Source organism: Methylorubrum populi, assembly GCF_002355515.1.
Lineage (GTDB): Bacteria > Pseudomonadota > Alphaproteobacteria > Rhizobiales > Beijerinckiaceae > Methylobacterium > Methylobacterium populi_A.
In genome coordinates this window covers 2,378,893-2,398,060 of sequence record NZ_AP014809.1, presented here as the reverse complement: position 1 = coordinate 2,398,060, position 19,168 = coordinate 2,378,893, and the positions used below count along the sequence as shown (strand labels likewise).

Sequence of the window (19,168 nt, the reverse complement as noted above, 5' to 3'; positions counted from 1 at the left end):
GGCGGGCTCCCTACTGCCGCACCCACATCACCCGCGCCATCCAGGCGACGTCGGCGAGCGGCACCATGCGGTCCTCGTGATCGGGGTTGAGCGAGGCCAGTTCGATGGTGCGGGCTGTGCGGCGGCGCAACTCCTTGGCCAACACTTCGCCGTTGGTGAGCCGGGCGACGATCCGGTCGCCCTTGCGGATGCCGGCATTCGGGGCGACGATCAGCACGTCGCCGTCGCGGTAGAGCGGCAGCATCGAATCGCCCTGCACCTCCAGGGCGAAGGCGTGATCCCCGCCGAGATCGGGAAACTCGATCTCGTCCCAGCCGGGGCCGCCCGTCGGAATTCCTTCCTCGGTGAACAGACGGCCCGATCCGGCCTGGGTCAGGCCGATCAGCGGCACCATCGTCCGCGCCGGCGCCTGCCCGGAATCGACGAGGTGCAGGAAGTCGTCGAGGCTGGCGCCGGTGGCGGCCAGCACCTTCGCGATCGATTCGGTGGAAGGCCATCGCTTGCGCCCGTCGGGCCCGATTCGCTTCGAACGGTTGAAGCTCGTGGCATCGAGGCCCGCGCGACGAGCGAGTCCCGAGGCGGAGAAGCCGTGGCGCTCGGCCAATCGGTCGATCGCAGTCCAGATCTGCTCGTGCGACAGCATGGCGGCCTCAAACCGGCGCGTGTGCCGTTGAGACATACGGCCTAAAGTTAGGAAACTAGAACCCGCTGACCCCGGACGCAATCGGTGCATCCGGAGAGTCCAGTGTCGCATCTGAGCGGCCACCGGTGAAGGCTGAGGCCTCCATATCCGGTCACACATGGCGTCGGTTGCCGCGCGCAAATGCGCGTTCTATCGCTCCGGAAGATTTACTCCCGGAGACCGGATGGCCCTCGTTTACAAAATCTGCCCCCGTGACCTCTGGCGCGAGGCCGAGGCGCTCGGGCGCTTCACCGGCGCGCCCATCGATCGCGCCGACGGCTTCATCCACTTCTCGACCGCGGATCAGGTCGCCGAGACCGCCGCCCGCCATTTCGCCGGGCAGGAGGATCTGCTGCTCGTGGCGATCGAAGCCGAGGATCTCGGCGGCGGCTTGCGCTTCGAGCCGTCGCGGGGCGGCGCGCTGTTCCCGCACCTCTACGGTGATCTTCCCCTGAGCGCCGTGCGCTCCGTGGCCGACCTGCCCCTCGGGCCGGACGGACGGCACGTCTTCCCGGCAGAGATTCCGCAGGCATGATCGACGCGCTCTTTCCCCTCGCCCGGCCGCTGCTGCACGGGCTCGACGCCGAGACGGCGCATGACCTGACGATCCGCGGTCTGTCGCTGCTGCCGCCGCGCCGGCCCCCGGCCGACGACGCGGCGCTCGCCGTCGAGGCGTTCGGGCAGCGCTTCCCCAACCCGGTCGGCCTCGCCGCCGGCTTCGACAAGGGCGCGCGGGTGGCCGACGCGCTGCTCGGCCTCGGCTTCGGCTTCGTCGAGGTCGGCGGGGTGGTGCCGCGACCGCAGCCTGGCAATCCGCGCCCGCGGGTATTCCGGCTCACCCGTGACCGCGCGGTGATCAACCGCTTCGGCCTCAACAGCGAGGGGCTCGACGTGGTGGCCGGCCGGCTCAAGGCCCGGGCCGGGCGTGAGGGCATCGTCGGCGTCAATATCGGCGCCAACAAGGAGTCTGAGGACCGCCTCGCCGACTACGTCGCCTGCACCGCGCGGCTCGCGCCGCATGTCGCCTTCATCACCGTCAACGTCTCCTCGCCCAACACGCCGGGCCTGCGCGACCTTCAGGGTGAGGCCTTCCTCGACGATCTGCTGGCCCGCGTCGTCGCCGCCCGCGACGTCAGCGGATCGAGCGCGGCGGTGTTGCTCAAGATCGCGCCCGACATCGCCCTCGAAGGTCTCGACGCGATGACGGCGACGGCGCTCCGGCGCGGTATCCAGGGCCTCGTGGTTTCGAACACGACGATCGCACGACCCGCGACGCTCCGCGAATCCACCTTGGCCAAGGAGACCGGCGGCTTGTCCGGCCGGCCGCTGTTCGGACCGGCCACGCGGCTGCTGGCCGAGACCTATCTGCGCGTCGGCGACCGGATCCCGCTGGTCGGGGTCGGCGGCGTCGATTCGGCGGAGGCCGCCTGGGCGAAGATCCGGGCCGGCGCCCGACTGATCCAGTTGTATTCCGCCCTCGTCTACGAGGGACCGGGTCTCGTCGGCACGATCAAGCGCGGCCTGAGCCAGCGGCTCAGGGCGGAAGGGCTGACGAGCTTGGCTCCGGTCATCGGACGGGACGCGGCCGAACTCGCACGGAGCGCCTGATCCGGGATCGGACATGTTTCGGTTCGTCTCGCGAGGCACCACCGATGCCCGCGAGCGATGCGCGGCGGAACTGCGGCGCGCGTCGCCCGGCGCGAACGGACGGACCGCATTTTTTTGCTCGAAGCATTTTGTTGCAACGCATCAAATTTCCGAATACGCAGCGCCCGCTCTCAACAGAATTACCCTCGAGCCATTCCAAAAATAGGCACCTTCTGGAATTGAGTTAAATTGCCCTGCGCGGCACGAATGCCTCCCCCATCATCGGCCGCGCATCAACTCGCATCTGCGAGATGTTATTTCCCAGTGACGAGGTCCGAGACCGCCAACCCGCCAGGGGCGAGGCGGCGGGCACGGATCGTCGAGAACATCTCCCACATCGCGAAGACCGGGCGCTCAGATGGATCGTTCGCAAAGCTCACCCAAGCGCTCTTCCGCCGCGGGCGGCTGGGGCGCCCTGAAGAGCTGCGGCAAATTCCTGCTGGGCAGCCGCGCCCCGCTCTCCGGCGCGCGTGCCCTGCTCAGCGCCAACCAGCCGGACGGCTTCGACTGCCCCGGCTGCGCCTGGGGCGACCCGGCCCACGGCTCGTCCTTCGAGTTCTGCGAGAACGGCGTGAAGGCGGTCTCCTGGGAGGCGACCGACAAGCGCGTGACGCCGCGCTTCTTTTCCAGGCATCCGGTCTCGGAGTTGCGCGGCTGGACCGACTACGCCCTGGAGAGCGAGGGCCGCCTCACCCACCCGATGCGCTACGACGCGGCGACCGACACCTACCGCCCTGTCGAATGGGACGAGGCCTTCGCCGAGATCGGCGCGATCCTGCGCGGCCTCGACCATCCCGACCGCGTCGAGTTCTACACCTCCGGCCGCGCCTCCAACGAGGCGGCCTACCTCTACCAGCTCTTCGCCCGCGCCTACGGCACCAACAACTTCCCCGATTGCTCGAACATGTGCCACGAGGCGAGCGGCATCGCCCTCGTCCAGGCCATCGGCATCGGCAAGGGCACGGTGCTGCTGGAAGATTTCGAGAAGGCGGACGCGATCTTCGTCGTCGGCCAGAACCCCGGCACCAACCATCCGCGTATGCTGGGCGACCTGCGCCGGGCCGCCGAGCGGGGTGCCCGGGTCGTGGTGCTGAATCCCGTGCGCGAGCGCGGCCTGGAGCGCTTCGCCGATCCGCAGAACAGCGTCGAGATGCTGCGCGGCGCGAGCCGCCCCATCGCCAGCCACTACTACCAGCCGAAGCCCGGCGGCGACATGGCCGCGTTCCGCGGCATCGCCAAGGTCGTCTTCGCCCGCGACGCGGCGGCGATAGAGGCGGGCAAGCCCTCGCTCCTCGACCACGCCTTCCTCGCCGCGCATACCAGTGCCTTCGCTGATTACCGCGCGGCGGTGGAGGCGACGGAATGGGACGCGATCCTCGACCAGTCCGGCCTGAGCCGCGCGGAGATCGAGACCGCGGCCGACGTCTATCTCGGCGCCGACCGGGTGATCGCGACCTGGGCGATGGGCGTGACCCAGCACCGCCACTCGGTGGCGACCATCCGCGAGATCGCCAACCTGCTGTTCCTGCGCGGCCATATCGGCCGGCCGGGCGCGGGCCTGTGCCCGGTGCGCGGCCATTCCAACGTGCAGGGCGACCGCACGGTCGGCATCAATGAGAAGCCGCCCGTCGCGCTCCTCGAAGCCCTCGACCGCGAATTCGGGCTCAACGCGCCGCGCCAGCACGGCCACAATGTGCTCGGCGCCATCGGCGCGATGCTCGACGGCTCGTCCAAGGCCTTCATCGGGCTCGGCGGCAACTTCGTGCGCGCCACGCCGGACACCCGGCTGGTGGAGAAGGCGCTCGCGGGCTGCGAACTCACCGTCCACATCGCGACGAAGCTCAACCACTCGCATCTGGTACCGGGCCGGGTCGCCTACCTGCTGCCCTGCCTCGGCCGCACCGAGATCGACCGCAACAGCCGGGGCAAGGTGCAGATCGTGACCGTCGAGGATTCGATGAGCATGGTCCACGGCTCGGGCGGCATCAACAAGCCGGCCTCACCGCATCTGCGCTCGGAGATCGGCATCATCGCCGGCATGGCCGCCGCCGCCGTCGGCTCGGAGCGGATCGACTGGGCCGCGCTTGCCGACGATTACGACCTGATCCGCGACCTCATCGAGCGGACGATCCCGGGATTTGCCGGCTTCAACACCCGCGTGCGCCGTCCCCGCGGCTTCATGCTGCGCAACCTCGCCGCCGAGCGGGTGTTTGAGACGGCGACCGGCCGGGCGGGCTTCTCGTCCGGGCCGCTGCCGGTGGCGACCGAGCATCAGCGCGCGAGCAAGCAGGCCGATACCTTCGTGCTGCAGACCTTCCGCAGCCACGACCAGTACAACACCACGATCTACGGCCTCGACGACCGCTACCGCGGCGTCTACGGCGAGCGCCGCGTCGTGTTCGCCCACCCGGACGACCTCGCCGAGCTGAAGGCGCGGGCGGGGGAACGGGTCGATCTCGTCTGCGTCCACACGCAAGATGGCGTCGAGCGGGTGGCGGAGGATTTCCGCCTCGTGCCCTTCGACATGCCGCGCGGCTCGCTCGCGGGCTACTATCCGGAACTCAACGTGCTGGTGCCACTCTCGGCCTTCGGCGAGTTCTCGGACACGCCGACCTCGAAATCGGTGCTGGTCCAGGTGCGCGCCCGCGCCGCGAATGATCTGGGCAAGGCCGCGTGAGCGGGGAAAAAGGCCGCGTGGGCGAGCCCGCCGCCGACGCCGAGACCTTTCTCGCCGCGACCGACACGATCGCGGCCCTGCGTCCCGAATTGAGCCTGCTGGAGGCCGGCATCCTCGCCGGCCTCCATCTCGGGCTCGCCGCCGACAGCCGGAGCTTCGCCCGCATCTTCGGCGTCGAGCACGCCCTGGTGCTGCGCGCGGTGGAGACGCTTTCCGGCGAGGCCCTGCTGACCGTGACCGCCCGCGACGGGCGCACGCAGCGAACCCGCTACGAGGCGAGCGCGAGCGGAAGCGCGATGCTGACGGTGCTCGCCGCCTGAAGCCCGGCGCGAGCGGGCGTCACGCCGTGCTCATCTCTCCGAAGCGCTCGCCCAGCGGCAGTTCGATCGCGCAAAGGAGCCGCGTCTCGCCGAGTTCGTAGCGAGTCTTGGCGTTGAGTGCGTAAGGCATTGCCCGCTCGATCAGCTCGCGTCCGTAGCCGCGCCGCATCCGGCCCTGTCCCTCGGGCGGCCGGCGGATACCCTCCTCGATCCACTCGACCAGCAGGCTTCCGCCTCCGAACGCATCCCTGTCGGCGCGCCACGTCACCGAGAGACGGCCGTTCTCGGTCGTCAGGGCACCGTACTTGCGGGCATTGGTGGCGAGTTCGTGCACGGCGAGCGCGAGGGTCTGGACCGACGCCTTGCGCAGGCGCACCGGCGGGCCGGCGACATGGATCCGGTCGGCGAAATCACCGCCGCCGAGCGCCTCCAGCTCGGTCCGGATCAGGGTGCGCAGGGTGATCGGTTCCTGATCGGAGCGCGACAGCAATCCCTGAACCCGCGAGAGAGCGGCAAGACGATCGTTGAACTGCTCGCGGAAGCGCTCGGTCGGGCCGGTCTGCACCATGGTCTGGTGGGCAATGGAGCGCACGACGCCGAGCAGGTTGCGGGTACGGTGCTGCAGCTCGGCGACGAGGACGGATTGGCGTTCCTGCAGATCGTGCAGGTCGTGGATGTCCATGGCCGCGCCGATCCACTGCGTGACCTGTCCCTCCGCATCGACGATCGGCGCCTGCCGCACGAGGAACCAGCGGTACTGCCCGTCGTGCCGGCGGATGCGCTGCTGCACCTCGATCAGCCGCTGCTGCTCGCGCCCGGCGCGGAAGACCTGGCCCGCCTTCGCGCGGTCGTCGGGATGGATCGCGTCGATCCAGCCGCCGGCCTGCGACTGTTCCAAGGCCTGTCCGGTATAGGCGAGCCAGGCCTCGTTGAGGGAGTTGTGCTGCCCCGTCTCGTCGGAGCGCCACAGCAGAACGGGGATGAGGCTGGCCAGGGCGCGAAAGCGCTCCTCGCTCTCGTGCAGGGCCGCCTGGGCGATCTCGTCGCGAAGCCGAAACACCTCCTCCTGCGCCGCCTTCCAGGCCGAGATCTCCTTGGTGGTGGTGGCGACCCCGTCGCCGAGTTTCACCGCGCATTGGAAGAACCAGCCGTCGAACTGCTCGTGGACGTAGCGGCGCTCCGCCATCGATGGCTGGCCGGTCTCGGTCACGCGCTTGAAGGTGTCGAAGATGCCCTCCTGCACCACACCGGGATTCCGCTCCAGCAGGCTCTGCCCGGACACCTCGCCGTAGCGGCTCTCGGAGGTATGGTTGTTGAGGAGCCACTGGAAATCGACGATTTCACCGGAGGCATCGCGCACGGCCTTGAAGACCTGGATCATGTCCATGGAGCTGTCCATGGTCGCCTTGAGCAGGTCGCGGCTCGCCTGAAGCTCCGCCGTGCGTTCCTGGACCTGCCGTTCCAGCTCGGCCCGGAAACGCGCCTCGCCCTCGCGCAGGGCGCGGTCCGCCAGCACGCGGGCCGTGGTCTCGAACAGGGTGACCAGGATACCGGCGATCTCGCCGGAATCGTCCCGCAGCGGGCTGTAGGTCAGGGTGAACCACGCGTCCTCGAGGCGGCCCGAACGGGTCAGGGGGTAGACCGCGTCCTCGAAGGTGAAGGTCTCGCCGCCCCAGACCCGCTCGTAGATCGGTTCGTTGATGTGCCAGGCCTCCGGCCAGCACGCGCGGGTCGGCTGTCCGAGCCCGGCCGGATGCTTCAGCCCCATCAGGTCGCGATAGCCGTCGTTGTAGACCTGGATCAGATTCCGGCCCCAGAGCGCGATCATCGGAAAGCCGCATCCGAGGATCAGGCTGATCGTGGCCTTCAGGCTGGGCGGCCACGCCTCCGCCGCACCGAGAGCCGTCGCCGTCCAGTCATACGCCCGGATCCGCTCGGCCATCTCGCCGCGGATCGGCCGCGCAGGGGGAGTACTGCTCCCATCCATCCTGCACATCTGCACAGCTGGCGACACCGTATTCCGCGGGTGGAAGGAGCGATGACGTTCTCGGTCGCACCAGGATCAGACGGCATTCCACAACCATCCAGTAGAGGCAACATAATCGTTAAGCCTGACAGCGCCGTCTACCCTCGAAAGCAACGGTCGAGGTGATACGATTTACATATGATCGAAAGAGAAAATCAGGCAGCGCCGACGGATTCGGGCATTGATCGATGTGTGTATACGCATCAATTCTCACGATCGAACCACACAGCGACCGGCTCTCGGTCCTCTACGCTTTCGCGAGGCGGGCGAACCGTTCGACGTGGCGGAGGCCGCGCGAGGCTGGGAGGCCCTTTGGTCGCGACGGCGCGCTCACCTCGGGCTGCCGCAACCTCTCGTTCGATCGCCTCCGTCAGAACCGTGCCGTGAGGAAGAGCCGCAGGTTGCGGCCCGGCAGCAGCACCTCGTCCTTGCGGAAGGAGGCGGCGTTGCGGATCACGTCGTCGAGCAGGTTCGTGCCGCGCAGGCCCAGCGTCACCTCGCTCAGGCCGTGGACCGCCGGATCGAGCGGGCGGCTGTAGGCGATCTCCGCCTTGAGGTCGTTGTAGCTGGGTGTCGGCGTCTCCAGCGCTCCCGTCTGCGTCTGTGCGAAGGCGTGCAGCAGGCTGACCTGCGCGAACCAGCCGTCCGCCCGCAGGAAGACGCCGCCGCCGACGCGGTGGGGCGGGATGCGGGGCACGAAGCTGCCGTCGTCAAATTGCGCCCGCACGAAGTCGTATTGGGCGCTAAGGCCGGCGAACCCGTCGCCGACCGGCACGAGGTCGATCTGGCTGGCGATCTCGGCGCCCGCGAAGGTGGCGCCGGCCTGCGAGTAGGCGACCTGGCGCAGATCCCCGCCGCCGACGCCGCAGCTGCCAAAGGTGTCGCCGCAGGTGAAGCCGGTCAGGCGCTTGTAGACGAAGCCGGTGTAGCGCGTGACGTAGCCGGTCGCGTCGAGGCGGAACGGCCCGTCGGCCCGCCGGATCGCCACCTCGACGGTGCGGGCGCGCTCCAGCTTGAGGTTCGGGTCGCCGATCTCGAAGGTGGCGGAGGCCTCATGCGGCCCGCGCGAGAACAGCTCGGGCGAGGTCGGCGCGCGCTCGACATAGGAGCCGGTCAGACTCGCGACGAAGCCGTGGGGCAGGTCCTGAAGCGCACCGAAGCTCGCGCTCTTCGGGGCGAAGCGGCGAATGCGGCGCGATTCCACCGGCTCGTCGCCGGGACCATCGGGCAGGAAGTCCGAGGGGAACAGCGCCTGAGTGCCGGCGACGCGGTTGCCCTCGACGCGGCCCGCCGCCTGGAACCGCAGGCCGCCGCCGAGCGCCAGTTCCTCGAACAGGTAAGCCGCCTGCACCCGCGTGTCGGTGGGGCGCAGCAATCCCCCTTCCGCGCCCGAGATGCGAAGCTTGCGCCGGTCGGCCTGGACGCCGAACTGGCCCGTCAAAGTGCCGAAAGTCGTCTCGACCGGCACGTGGTCGAACTCGATCCGCCCCTCGGCCGCGCGGTTCTTGAACACCGCCTCGATCCCCTCGACGCCGTTCGGGCCGGTGCCGAACTCGTTGTGCCGGTAGTTCGAGCCGCCCGCCCAGAACCGGATCGCCGCGAAGGGCCCGTCCAGCGGACGGTACTCGCCGCGCGCCTGGAGCTTGTCCTGCACCGGATCGAGACGGGTCCGCTGCGCCGCGGAGCCGCGGCCGGGAATGCCGTAGACCGAATCGAAGTGGCTGAAGGACAGGCCGACGAAGCCGCGGTCGAACAGGTAGGAGGTGCCGAAGGCGCCGCCCTGGGACTCGTTGAAGGAGTTGCGTTGGATGCCGAGCGGCGTGTTGTAGTCGTCCGCCGCGCTTTTGAAGGCATCCGCATGGACGGCGACGTTGTCGCTGCCGGCATCGACGGTCGCGGCAACGTTGCGGCCGTTATCGACGGCTGAATAGCCGGTCGTCACCCGGCCGGCGACACCGCCGGGCGGAAGGCTCGTCGGGATGCGGTTGTTCTCCACCGAGACCACGCCGCCGACCGCCTGGGATCCGTAGCGCAGGCCGGCCGGCCCGCGGATCACCTCGATCCGGTCGTTGATCAGCGGGTTGATCGGAACGGCGTGGTCCTCGCCGAGATCCGACATGTCCTGCACGCCGGTGCCGTTCTCGAGGATGCGGACGCGGTGATTGTCGAGGCCGCGGATGATCGGCCGCGAGGCGGAGCCCGGCGCGAAGGTGGTCGCCGACAGGCCCGGCCTGTCGAACAGGGCCTCGCCGAGCGAGGTCGGCTGGGAGCGGGCGAGCTCGGCACCGGAGACGACGGTCACCGTCGAGAAGCGGTCGGTCACCACCGGCAGCACGCCGGCCGGATCCGGCGCCGGGCCCGGGGCTGCGCCGGCGCGCCGTGCCGGCTTGTCCGACGTGACGCTGATCTCGTCCAGGGAGACTTCCTCGGCCTGGAGCGGCGACGCGGCGAGACCGGCAATGCCTAAGCCGGCGCCGATCCCGGCCCAGCGGCCCAACCCATAGCGTTTCCTCGACATAAGACCTCTCACTTGAACGTATAGCTGTTGCTATATTTTCAAGCGTGGCCGTTGTCGAGGGGGAGCGCATCGCCGAAACGCGAAAGCGCGCCGTCCTCTTTCGAGGGCGGCGCGCCGGGCGGTCGTTCGATGTGAGGGTGAGCGGCGCGTCAGAAGTCCTGCGCCTCGGCCTCCACCAGGATCTCGCGCTTTCCGGCGTGATTGGCCGGACCGACGAGACCCTCGGTCTCCATCCGCTCCATCAGCGAGGCGGCCCGATTGTAGCCGATCTGCAGGCGGCGCTGGATGTAGCTCGTCGAGGCCTTCTTGTCCCGCAGCACCACGGCCACCGCCTGCTCGTAGAGGTCGGCCCCCTCGCCGCCACCGAACTGGCCGGCATCGAAGACCGGACCGTCCTCTGAGGGGGAGCCACCAGCCGGGATCTCGCCCTCCTCCGCCGTGACGGCCTCGAGATAGGAGGGCCGGCCCTGACGCTTGAGGTGGGCCACCACGGTCTCGACCTCCGAGTCCGAGCAGAACGGCCCGTGCACGCGGGTCGTGCGTCCGCCGCCGGCCATGAACAGCATGTCGCCCTGGCCCAGCAGCTGCTCCGCGCCCATCTCGCCCAGGATCGTGCGGCTGTCGATCTTGCTCGTCACCTGGAAGGAGATGCGGGTGGGGAAGTTCGCCTTGATCGTGCCGGTGATGACGTCGACCGAGGGGCGCTGGGTGGCCATGATCAGGTGGATGCCCGCCGCGCGCGCCATCTGGGCCAGCCGCTGGATCGCGCCCTCGATGTCCTTGCCCGCCACCATCATCAGGTCGGCCATCTCGTCGACCACGATCACGATATAGGGCAGCGGGTTGAGGTCCATGACCTCGTCCTCGTAGACCGCCTCGCCGGTGGTGCGGTCGAAGCCGGTTTGCACCGTGCGGGTCAGCACTTCGCCGCGGGCGCGGGCCTCTTCGAGGCGGGCGTTGAAGCCGTCGATGTTGCGCACGCCGACCTTGGACATCTTCTTGTAGCGCTCCTCCATCTCGCGCACGGCCCATTTGAGGGCGATGACCGCCTTCTTCGGATCGGTGACGACGGGCGAGAGCAGGTGCGGAATGCCGTCATAGACCGACAGCTCCAGCATCTTGGGGTCGACCATGATCAGGCGGCACTCTTCCGGCTTCAGGCGGTAGAGCAGGCTCAGGATCATGGTGTTGATGGCCACCGACTTGCCCGAGCCGGTGGTGCCGGCGACCAGCAGGTGCGGCATGCGGGCGAGATCCGCGATGATCGGCTCGCCGCCGATGTTCTTGCCGAGGCACAGGGCGAGCTTGTGCTTGGTCTCGACGAAGTCGACCGAGGCCAGAAGTTCGCGCAGAAAGACCGTCTCGCGCTTGGCGTTCGGTAGCTCGATGCCGATCGCGTTGCGGCCGGGCACGACGGCGACGCGGGCGGAGACGGCGGACATCGAGCGGGCGATGTCGTCGGCGAGCGCGATCACGCGGCTCGACTTGGTGCCGGGCGCCGGCTCCAGCTCGTAGAGGGTGACGACGGGGCCGGGCCGCACGGCGAGGATGTCGCCGCGCACACCGAAATCCTGAAGCGTCGCCTCCAGCATGGTGGCGTTCTGCTCCAGCGCCTCCGCCGAAACCTCGGAGCCGGGCGCCGGCTCGCGCGGGCGGGCGAGGAGTTCCAGGGCGGGCAGCCGGTACTCGCCGGCCTCCGGGCGGGGCTCTGCCGGGCGTGGGCGTGCCGCGGGGGCCTGCGGCAGCGGGCGCGCGACGCGGGTGGGCGGCTCGCCGTCGGCCTCGTCGATCCCGTCGGTGACCGGCGCGGCGCGCGGCGGGGCGGGGCGGACGGGTGCCTCGTCGGCGTCATCGTCCTCCGGTCCGAATTGCGGCTCGCGGCGACCCGACACGGCGGCGCGCTCGCGGGCCTGCGGCGCCCAGGGTGCTTCGTCCGGATCGGCGAAGGCACGGCGCGCGGCGAGCGCGGGCGAGGCACCGGCATAGGCGAGCCCCTCCCCTTCGCCGGCCGGGGCCTGCCAGGATTCGAGCTTGGTGCGCAGCGAGGCGCGGCCGCGCATGACGGCCTGGGCGAGTGCACCCAGCGACAGGATGCCGAGGCTCGGCTCGTCGGAATCGTGGCGCTCCTCGTGGGACGCCGCGCGGCCGGCACGGGGCGCCGGGCGCGGCGCGCCGTAGGGCACCTCCTCGTCCTCCTCGAAGTCCGGCTTGGTCACGCGGCAGGCGGCGGTGAGACTGAGGATGGCGATGGCCGCGAACAGGAAGCCGGCGAAATTCGCCAGCGGGCCGACCAGCATCCGCGTGCCGGCGAGCAGCGCGTCGCCGGCCACACCGCCCATGCCGGTGGGGAGCGGCCAGCGGGCCGTGGCCGGCACCGCGCTCGCGACCGCGCTCGCGCAGAGCACGCCGACGATCCACAGGGCGAGGCGCACACCCCCGTGCGGCAGGTCGCGCTCGCGCATCAGCCGCATGCCCCACAGGACGGGCGGCAGCGCGAGCATGATCGAGCCGAGCCCGAGGAGCTGCATGGCGAGGTCGGCCACGACGGCGCCGGGGCGCCCGAGCACGTTGTGCGCCCGCTGGTCGGTGGCGTGGTTGAGGCTCGGGTCGTCGATCGACCACGTCGCCAGGGCGACGGTCAGGGCGACCGCGCCGGTGAAGAGGATCAGGCCGCCGCACTCCGTCAGCCGCTTGGCCAGGAAGGGCCGCAGGCTGTCGACGAAGGTGTCGTAGGGCGACGCGGAACGGCGGAGGGAACGCATGCGCAAACCGGTCCGGTGTCAACGATCCGGTAAGGCTAATGCGGGGCGGTTAACGGCGGGCTAAGTGGGTCCGACAAAGCGATCGCGGCCCGTCGCGCTCGAATCATGCACCTGCCGGCCCGCGACGTCTTCAAGCCATCGTTCGGCCCGGTCTGACAATGCAGGAAGCCCCGGATTTCTCCGAGGCTTCTCCGATTCGACCAGCTTGGGAGGAGTCCGACCCGACCTTCGCAGGCGGGCCGGCCGTTTCTCAGAAGGTGAAGCCGGTCTCGACCAGGTAGCGCTCCTGCGAGCGCTTGGTGCCGTCGCGACCGAAGCCGAAGCCGGGGGTGACGTCGTAGGCCTGCACCGTCGCGAACTCGCCGCGGACGAAGTAGCGATCCCAGGTGAAGGTCGGGGTGATCGTGAACGAGAAGGCCGAGCTGCCGGGGCCGTACAGGAGGCTGGTCGCGCTCAGGGTGTCGAAGCGGGTGCCCGACTGCGCGATGTACTCGACGCGGCCGGCCAGACCGAAGTTCTCGTTGAAGGCGTAGCCGGCGAGCAGCGCGCCGCCCCAGGTCTCGCCGCCGATGATCGGGCTGAAGTAGTTATCCTTGCGCGCGACGTTGGTGTACTGGAAGTACGGCGAGATGATCCACGGCCCGTTGGCGTAGGTGTAGTTCACGCTGATGATGCTGCTGTTCTGCAGCGAGTTGATCGTCGCGAACTGGAAGCGCGGGCTGCGGGTCGAGGAATCGAAGTCGCTGAAATGCGTGCCGCCGTTGATGCCGATCGTGTTCGAGTCGTCGAGCTTGTAGGTGGCCAGGCCGGTCACCCAGTTCAGCTCGCCCGAGTAGAACCCGTCGTTCACCGAGACCGCCGCCGCGAACGGGCCGCTCGCGTAGTTCACCTGAACGCCCTGGTTGATGAAGTTCTCCTGGTTGAACACCAGACCACGGGAGATGTTGAGGTTCTGGTAGGAGAACAGCAGCTCGGAGCCGATGTTGGTGAACATGCGGCCGGCCTGGATCGACCACTCGTCGTTGATCTGCCACTTGCCGAAGGCGACCGGCACCGGGCCGAACAGCGACTGGGTCTGCTCGAACGAGGAGTAGAGCGGCAGGCCGAGCGCCGGAATCGAGTACAGGCCGGCATGCACGTAGAACTGCAGCGGGCCGTCGGCCTTCTGGATCCAGCCCTGGAGGTTCGTGAAATCGACGCGGCCGTAGCGATCCTGCTCGGCGCTCGGCGAGAGGATGCCGAAGGCGTTGGTCTGGGAATAGGCGAAGCCGGTGATCGCGCCGCCGACATAGATGTCGCCCAGTCCGGTGACGAAGCAGGCCGGATTCGGGTTCGCCTTGATGAGGCCGCCGAAGGTCGGGGTCGAGATCGCAGCTTTACAATGCTCCTCGACGACAACAGGCGCCGGTGCGGCGGCAGGCATGTCAGCGGCGAGAACCGGTAACGCGGTGGCGCTCAGCGTGGAGAGTGCCGCGCCCGCGGCCAGAAGCTTTGTTTTGATTGTCATTGCGGTCAGCCCCAAGTTCGATACGGCCAAGGTGCCGAACTCGACGCAGCGCCGCAAAATGAAGTTTTGCGCAAGTGCCTAATTTTTAATCAGATTTGAGCCGTGTCAATCCGCGCGCGGGGATTGTTGCGCAGATGCAACATTTTTCGGACCGCCAAGCGTTAACTTTTTCGTGAAAATTCCTCACCGCCTTCACGATTGATTAACAGACAGGCGAATGGAGGCCGGAGCGTCGACGGATGTCGGCCGAGCCCGACTCAGCCGGTTCGTCCGAGGCATCCGTCCAAGAAAAAGGCCCCGGCGCTATGCGCCGGGGCCCGACTTATCGGGACCCGCCTTGTGGGCGGGCGACCCGTCAGTAGTTGTAGGCGCGCTCGCCGTGATCGGCGATGTCGAGGCCCTCGCGCTCCTCCTCCTGCGTCACGCGCAGGCCGATCGTCAGATCGACGAGCTTGTAGAGGATCGCCGAGCCGATGCCCGACCAGAGGATGGTGAAGCCGACCGCCTTCGCCTGAACGATGAGCTGAGCGACCATGTCGTAGGCGCCGAGGGTGAGCTCGCCGGGCTTGGTGGTGTAGTCGGGGATGCCGGCGCCGCCGAGGTCGGGCGAGACCAGGATACCGGTGGCGAGCGCACCGATGATGCCGCCGACGCAGTGCACGCCGAACACGTCGAGCGAGTCGTCGTAGCCGAGCGCGTTCTTCACGGTGGAGCACATCACGAAGCAGACGGCGCCCGCGACGAGACCGAGCACGATCGAGCCCATCGGGCCGGCAAAGCCCGCGGCCGGGGTGACGGCGACGAGGCCGGCGATGGCGCCCGAGAGCATGCCGAGCAGCGACGGCTTGCCCTTGGCGGCCCATTCCACGAACAGCCAGGACACGGCCGCGGCGGCGGTGGCGACGAAGGTGTTGATCATCGCCAGACCCGTGGTGCCGTTCGACTCGAGGTTCGATCCGGCGTTGAAGCCGAACCAGCCGACCCACAGGAGCGAAGCACCGATCGTGGTCATGGTCAGCGAGTGCGGGGCGAGCAGGTCGCGGCCGTAGCCGATGCGCTTGCCGAGCATCAGGCAGCCGACCAGACCGGCGATGCCCGCGTTGATGTGAACGACGGTGCCGCCGGCGAAGTCGAGGGCGCCCCACTTGAACAGCATGCCGGCATCGCCCAGCACCGCGTCGTACTCGGCCTTGGCCGCGGCATTGGCCTCGCCACCGGCGGCGGCGAGCTTGCGGGCCGCGTCGGCGAAGACGTCCGGGCCGCCCCAGTACCAGACCATGTGGGCCATCGGGAAGTAGATCAGCGTGACCCAGAGGATCGTGAACACGACCAGCGCCGAGAACTTCATCCGCTCGGCAAAGGCGCCGACGATGAGGCCGGGGGTGATCATCGCGAACGTCATCTGGAAGCAGATGTAGACGTATTCGGGGATCACGACGCCGTTGGAGAAGGTGGCCGCGACCGAGTTCGGATCGACGCCCTTGAGGAAGGCCTTGGAGAAGCCGCCGACGAAATCGTTGAGGCCGCCGCCGTTGGTGAAGGCGAGGCTGTAGCCGTAGGTGACCCACAGGAGGCAGACGATCGAGGCGATCGCGAAGACCTGGGTCAGCACCGAGAGCATGTTCTTGGTGCGCACGAGGCCGCCGTAGAACAGGGCGAGGCCGGGCACCGTCATCAGCAGGACGAGGACCGCGGAGATCAGCATCCACGCGGTGTCGCCCTTATTGGGCACCGGGGCGGCGGAGGTGACGGCGGGCTCGACCGCCGGCGCCTGCGCGAGCGACGGCTCGACGAGGAGGAGGCCGAGGGCGGCTCCTCCCAGCCCGAGCGCGAGAAGGTTACGAGGTTTCATGGACAGGAAGCTCCTGATCGCCGTGCGTCAAGCATTGAGGAGGGTGAAGGCGGCGGCGCGGCCGGGCGCGTTCCGCCGGAACGGGTGATGTACCGTCGGGATATCGGGGAGGAGACCGATGAGGGACCGGCTCTCAGAGCGCGTCGGCGTCGGTCTCGCCGGTGCGGATACGAACCGCCTTTTCCAGCGGCATCACGAAGATCTTGCCGTCGCCGATCTGTCCCGTGCGGGCGGCGCCGGCGATCGTGTCGATCACGTTCGTCACGAGGTCGGCCGCGACCGCCACCTCGATCTTCAGCTTGGGGAGGAAGCTCACGGCGTACTCGGCACCGCGGTAGATCTCGGTATGGCCCTTCTGCCGGCCATAGCCCTTGACCTCGGTCACGGTCAGGCCGTGGACGCCGATCCCGGTCAGGGCGTCGCGGACCTCCTCCAACTTGAACGGCTTGATGATCGCCATCACGATTTTCATGGGCGGCGCCCCCTTTGTTCTGCCTTCTCACCGCCGGCCACGCACCGGCCGAGACCCAGCGGTTCCGCAGGGATCGGGATGACCCTGCGACCGCGCGCCTTCATTCAAGGACCGTGCCAGACGGAACCAATTTCGCTCTCGCTCTTCTGCTCAGAACGTGAGCGAGAGCTGGCGCCGTGTCGAGCAGCTTGGCCGTGAAAACTGCCTTCGTAATAGGCAATCAGCCTGCCACATCGGCAGATTCTCGCAAGGTGCCCCTATCAGGAGCGGCGTTGCCGGATCAGTCCTTCCTGCGCGACCGACGCGATGAGGTGCCCGTCCTCATCGTGGAACGTGCCGCGGGCAAAGCCGAGTCCGCCCGCGGCGCTCGGGCTGTCCTGCGAGTAGAGCAGCCAGGAATCGGCCCGGAACGGCCGGTGAAACCAGAGGGCGTGGTCGAGGCTCGCCGACTGGATCTCCGGATCGAACACGGTGCGGCCGTGGGGGATCAGCGTCGCGTCGAGCAGGGTCATGTCCGAGGCGTAGGCGAGAACCGCCCGATGCACCGCCGGATCGTCCGGCAGGGGCTTCGTCGCACGCATCCAGACGTGGTAGCGGGCAGGCTTCGGCGCGCGGTCGCGATAGCGCTCGGTCTCGACCGGCCGCAATTCGATCGGCCAGGCCTGGGTGAAGTAGGCGAGCATCGGCTCGGGCACGATGCTGCCGCCCTCCCGAACGAGGGTTCGCGCATCCGACAGGTCGCCGGGCCCCGGCACGTCGGGAAGCCCTGCGGCGTGTTCGACGCCCGCCTCCGCCACGTGGAACGACACCGACATCGCGAAGATCGCCCGGCCTTTCTGGATCGCCTTGACCCGTCGCGTCGTGAAGCTGCCGCCGTCGCGGATGCGCTCGACCTCGTAGACGATCGGCACCGCCGGGTCGCCGCCGAGGAGGAAATAGGCGTGCAGGGAGTGGGGCGGGCGGGATGCCTCGACCGTGCGGGACGCCGCGACCAGCGCCTGGGCCACGACCTGCCCCCCGAAGACCCGCGGCCAGCCGATCCGGGGGCTGACGCCGCGGAACAGATCGGTCTCCAGGCGCTCCAAGTCGAGGATCGACAGAAGCGCGTCGACGGGATCGGGCCTAAGGGCTTCGGACATGGCGGCTTCGGACATGACGGCTTCTGCGGCTCTGGGACGGCGGGTGACGATGAGGGGCGGTCCCGACTTGGGGCGCGCCCGACGCACATAGCGGCTCGGCCCGGCGATGCCACGCGGGGCGCTCGCCCCCGGGAAACATCCCGGGCTGCGTGAATGGGGACTCCGCCACCGGGATCGCGTGCGCGCGGCGCGCGCGCTATGTGAAGCGCAGCGGCACGCCTCGTCGGAGGCGGCAGCGGTGCCGAGGAAGAGGAGCGCCGATGAGCACGACGGATCGCCATCCCGGCAACTTCACCGGACATCGTCCCGGAAGCCGTCGCCTGCTTGTCGCCGGGGCCGGTATCGCCAGCCTCACCCTGGCGGTCGCCCTGAAGCGGACGCACGGCCCCGCCCTCGACGTCACGGTCTGCGATCCCGGCCTCGAGGCAGGTGCCGCGCGCCACCGCGGACGTGCCTACGCCGTCGCGGCGGGACCGCGGCGGATGTTCGAGCAGCTCGACCTGTGGCCGCGGATCCAACCCGCGGCGGAACCCATGCGCCGGCTCGTCATCAGCGATAGCCGCGTCGGCGATCCGGTGCGGCCGGTCTTCCTCACCTTCGGCGACGGGACCGAGGCGCGCCGGGACACGGGCGCGGAGGGCGAGCCCTTCGCCCACATGGTCGAGGCCGAGCCGATGGTGAGCGCGCTGCTCGACGCCGCGCGCGAGGTAGGCGTCCGGCTCACCGCCGCGGGGGTCCGCGCTGCTGTGCCCGGTCCGCGGGCGAGCCGGGTCAGCTTGAGCGACGGCAGCACCGAGGAGGTCGCGCTGGTGGTCGCCGCCGACGGGGCGCGCTCGGCCCTGCGCGAGGCCGCCGGCATCGGCTGGGTCGGCTGGTCCTACCCGCAATCGGGCATCGTCGCGACGATCCAGCATGCCCGCGACCACGAGGGGCGCGCCTTCGAGCATTTCCTGCCGAGCGGCCCCTTCGCGATCCTGCCGCTCAAGGCCGGCGGCGCGCTCGGCCACCGCTCCTCCATCGTCTGGACCGAGCGCAGCGCCGACGTGCCGGCCCTGCTCGGCGGGGACGCCGCCGAGACGCTGGCCGAGATCGAGCGTCGGTTCGGGGCCGAACTCGGCCGCATCGCCCTGGAGCACGGTCCGAGCGCCCACCCGCTGCATTTGGGCATCGCCCGCAGCTTCCGGGCACCGCGCCTCGCGCTTCTCGGCGACGCCGCCCACGTCATCCACCCTCTGGCGGGCCAGGGCCTCAATCTCGGGCTCGCCGGGGCGGCAGCCCTCGCCGAGGCCGTGACCGGCGCCCTGCGGCTCGGGCTCGATCCCGGCGCCGACGCGGTGCTGCGCGACTACGAGCAGTCCCGCCGGTTCGACAGCGTGGCGATGGCGGCGGCGACCGACGGGCTCAACCGCCTGTTCTCCAACGATAGCCTGACCTTGCGCCTCACCCGCGACCTCGGGCTCGGCCTCGTCGACCGGATGCCGGGCCTGAAGCGCTTCTTCATCGGCCAAGCCTCCGCCCTGCGCGGCGAGACCCCGCGCCTGCTGAGGGGCGAGGCCCTGTGAGGCG

At 69.3% G+C, this 19,168-nt stretch carries 13 protein-coding genes; 5 read left to right on the top strand and 8 right to left on the bottom strand.

The genetic code is table 11. The features are described from left to right. Positions 1-10: 10 nt before the first annotated feature. Positions 11-643 (bottom strand): S24 family peptidase, encoded by a 633-nt coding sequence (locus MPPM_RS10955; RefSeq protein WP_096485103.1) that lies wholly within the window; start codon positions 641-643, stop codon positions 11-13. Positions 644-866: 223 nt separating this feature from the next. On the opposite strand from MPPM_RS10955, the gene MPPM_RS10950 reads away from it, so the two are divergent. From MPPM_RS10950 to MPPM_RS10935, 4 genes are all read left to right on the top strand, one after another. Further along, on the top strand, positions 867-1,217 hold the full coding sequence (locus MPPM_RS10950; RefSeq protein ID WP_096485102.1) for a DUF952 domain-containing protein: 351 nt from the start codon (positions 867-869) through the stop codon (positions 1,215-1,217). Continuing rightward, entirely contained in the window at positions 1,214-2,290 is a 1,077-nt protein-coding gene (locus MPPM_RS10945) for a quinone-dependent dihydroorotate dehydrogenase (protein ID WP_096485101.1), read from the top strand. Before MPPM_RS10950 ends, MPPM_RS10945 begins: the two co-directional genes overlap by 4 nt. A gap of 397 nt (positions 2,291-2,687) precedes the next feature. After that, on the top strand, positions 2,688-5,006 hold the full coding sequence (locus MPPM_RS10940) for an FdhF/YdeP family oxidoreductase (protein WP_096485100.1): 2,319 nt from the start codon (positions 2,688-2,690) through the stop codon (positions 5,004-5,006). Positions 5,007-5,023: 17 nt separating this feature from the next. After that, positions 5,024-5,326: a hypothetical protein gene (locus MPPM_RS10935; protein WP_173807904.1), complete on the top strand. Its 303-nt coding sequence runs from the start codon at positions 5,024-5,026 to the stop codon at positions 5,324-5,326. 19 nt (positions 5,327-5,345) lie between these two features. On the opposite strand, the gene MPPM_RS10930 is transcribed toward MPPM_RS10935, so the two are convergent. The 7 genes from MPPM_RS10930 to MPPM_RS10900 form a co-directional block, all read right to left on the bottom strand. Continuing rightward, positions 5,346-7,313: a PAS domain-containing HWE histidine kinase family protein gene (locus MPPM_RS10930; protein ID WP_096485098.1), complete on the bottom strand. Its 1,968-nt coding sequence runs from the start codon at positions 7,311-7,313 to the stop codon at positions 5,346-5,348. A 409-nt stretch (positions 7,314-7,722) separates the two neighbouring features. Next, entirely contained in the window at positions 7,723-9,870 is a 2,148-nt protein-coding gene (locus tag MPPM_RS10925; protein WP_096485097.1) for a TonB-dependent receptor, read from the bottom strand. Positions 9,871-10,019: 149 nt separating this feature from the next. Further along, the gene (locus tag MPPM_RS10920; RefSeq protein WP_096485096.1) at positions 10,020-12,632 is read right to left on the bottom strand and encodes a DNA translocase FtsK; all 2,613 of its coding nucleotides are present in this window, start codon (positions 12,630-12,632) and stop codon (positions 10,020-10,022) included. A gap of 250 nt (positions 12,633-12,882) precedes the next feature. Then, positions 12,883-14,139 carry an outer membrane beta-barrel protein gene (locus MPPM_RS10915; RefSeq protein ID WP_096485095.1) on the bottom strand — a complete coding sequence of 419 codons (1,257 nt, stop codon included), beginning with the start codon at positions 14,137-14,139 and terminating at the stop codon, positions 12,883-12,885. Between the two features lie 355 nt (positions 14,140-14,494). Next, positions 14,495-15,991 carry an ammonium transporter gene (locus MPPM_RS10910; RefSeq protein WP_096485094.1) on the bottom strand — a complete coding sequence of 499 codons (1,497 nt, stop codon included), beginning with the start codon at positions 15,989-15,991 and terminating at the stop codon, positions 14,495-14,497. A gap of 133 nt (positions 15,992-16,124) precedes the next feature. After that, the gene (locus MPPM_RS10905) at positions 16,125-16,463 is read right to left on the bottom strand and encodes a P-II family nitrogen regulator (protein WP_026105669.1); all 339 of its coding nucleotides are present in this window, start codon (positions 16,461-16,463) and stop codon (positions 16,125-16,127) included. Positions 16,464-16,723: 260 nt separating this feature from the next. Next, positions 16,724-17,617, bottom strand: a complete 894-nt coding sequence (locus MPPM_RS10900) for an acyl-CoA thioesterase (protein ID WP_432419846.1) — start codon at positions 17,615-17,617, stop codon at positions 16,724-16,726. Positions 17,618-17,862: 245 nt separating this feature from the next. Here MPPM_RS10900 and MPPM_RS10895 point away from each other — a divergent pair, with 245 nt between their 5' ends. Then, positions 17,863-19,164, top strand: coding sequence for an FAD-dependent monooxygenase (locus MPPM_RS10895; protein ID WP_096485092.1), 1,302 nt, complete (start codon positions 17,863-17,865; stop codon positions 19,162-19,164). The last annotated feature ends 4 nt before the right edge of the window (positions 19,165-19,168 follow it).

Bases quoted from the DNA above. Each gene is read 5' to 3' on its own strand.
- MPPM_RS10940 (WP_096485100.1), top strand. From the start codon at position 2,688: ATGGATCGTTCGCAAAGCTCACCCAAGCGCTCTTCCGCCGCGGGCGGC.
- MPPM_RS10920 (WP_096485096.1), bottom strand. From the start codon at position 12,632: ATGCGTTCCCTCCGCCGTTCCGCGTCGCCCTACGACACCTTCGTCGAC.
- MPPM_RS10930 (WP_096485098.1), bottom strand. From the start codon at position 7,313: ATGGATGGGAGCAGTACTCCCCCTGCGCGGCCGATCCGCGGCGAGATG.
- MPPM_RS10910 (WP_096485094.1), bottom strand. From the start codon at position 15,991: ATGAAACCTCGTAACCTTCTCGCGCTCGGGCTGGGAGGAGCCGCCCTC.
- MPPM_RS10955 (WP_096485103.1), bottom strand. From the start codon at position 643: ATGCTGTCGCACGAGCAGATCTGGACTGCGATCGACCGATTGGCCGAG.
- MPPM_RS10895 (WP_096485092.1), top strand. From the start codon at position 17,863: ATGAGCACGACGGATCGCCATCCCGGCAACTTCACCGGACATCGTCCC.
- MPPM_RS10925 (WP_096485097.1), bottom strand. From the start codon at position 9,870: ATGTCGAGGAAACGCTATGGGTTGGGCCGCTGGGCCGGGATCGGCGCC.
- MPPM_RS10905 (WP_026105669.1), bottom strand. From the start codon at position 16,463: ATGAAAATCGTGATGGCGATCATCAAGCCGTTCAAGTTGGAGGAGGTC.
- MPPM_RS10945 (WP_096485101.1), top strand. From the start codon at position 1,214: ATGATCGACGCGCTCTTTCCCCTCGCCCGGCCGCTGCTGCACGGGCTC.
- MPPM_RS10915 (WP_096485095.1), bottom strand. From the start codon at position 14,139: ATGACAATCAAAACAAAGCTTCTGGCCGCGGGCGCGGCACTCTCCACG.
- MPPM_RS10900 (WP_432419846.1), bottom strand. From the start codon at position 17,617: ATGTCCGAAGCCGCCATGTCCGAAGCCCTTAGGCCCGATCCCGTCGAC.
- MPPM_RS10950 (WP_096485102.1), top strand. From the start codon at position 867: ATGGCCCTCGTTTACAAAATCTGCCCCCGTGACCTCTGGCGCGAGGCC.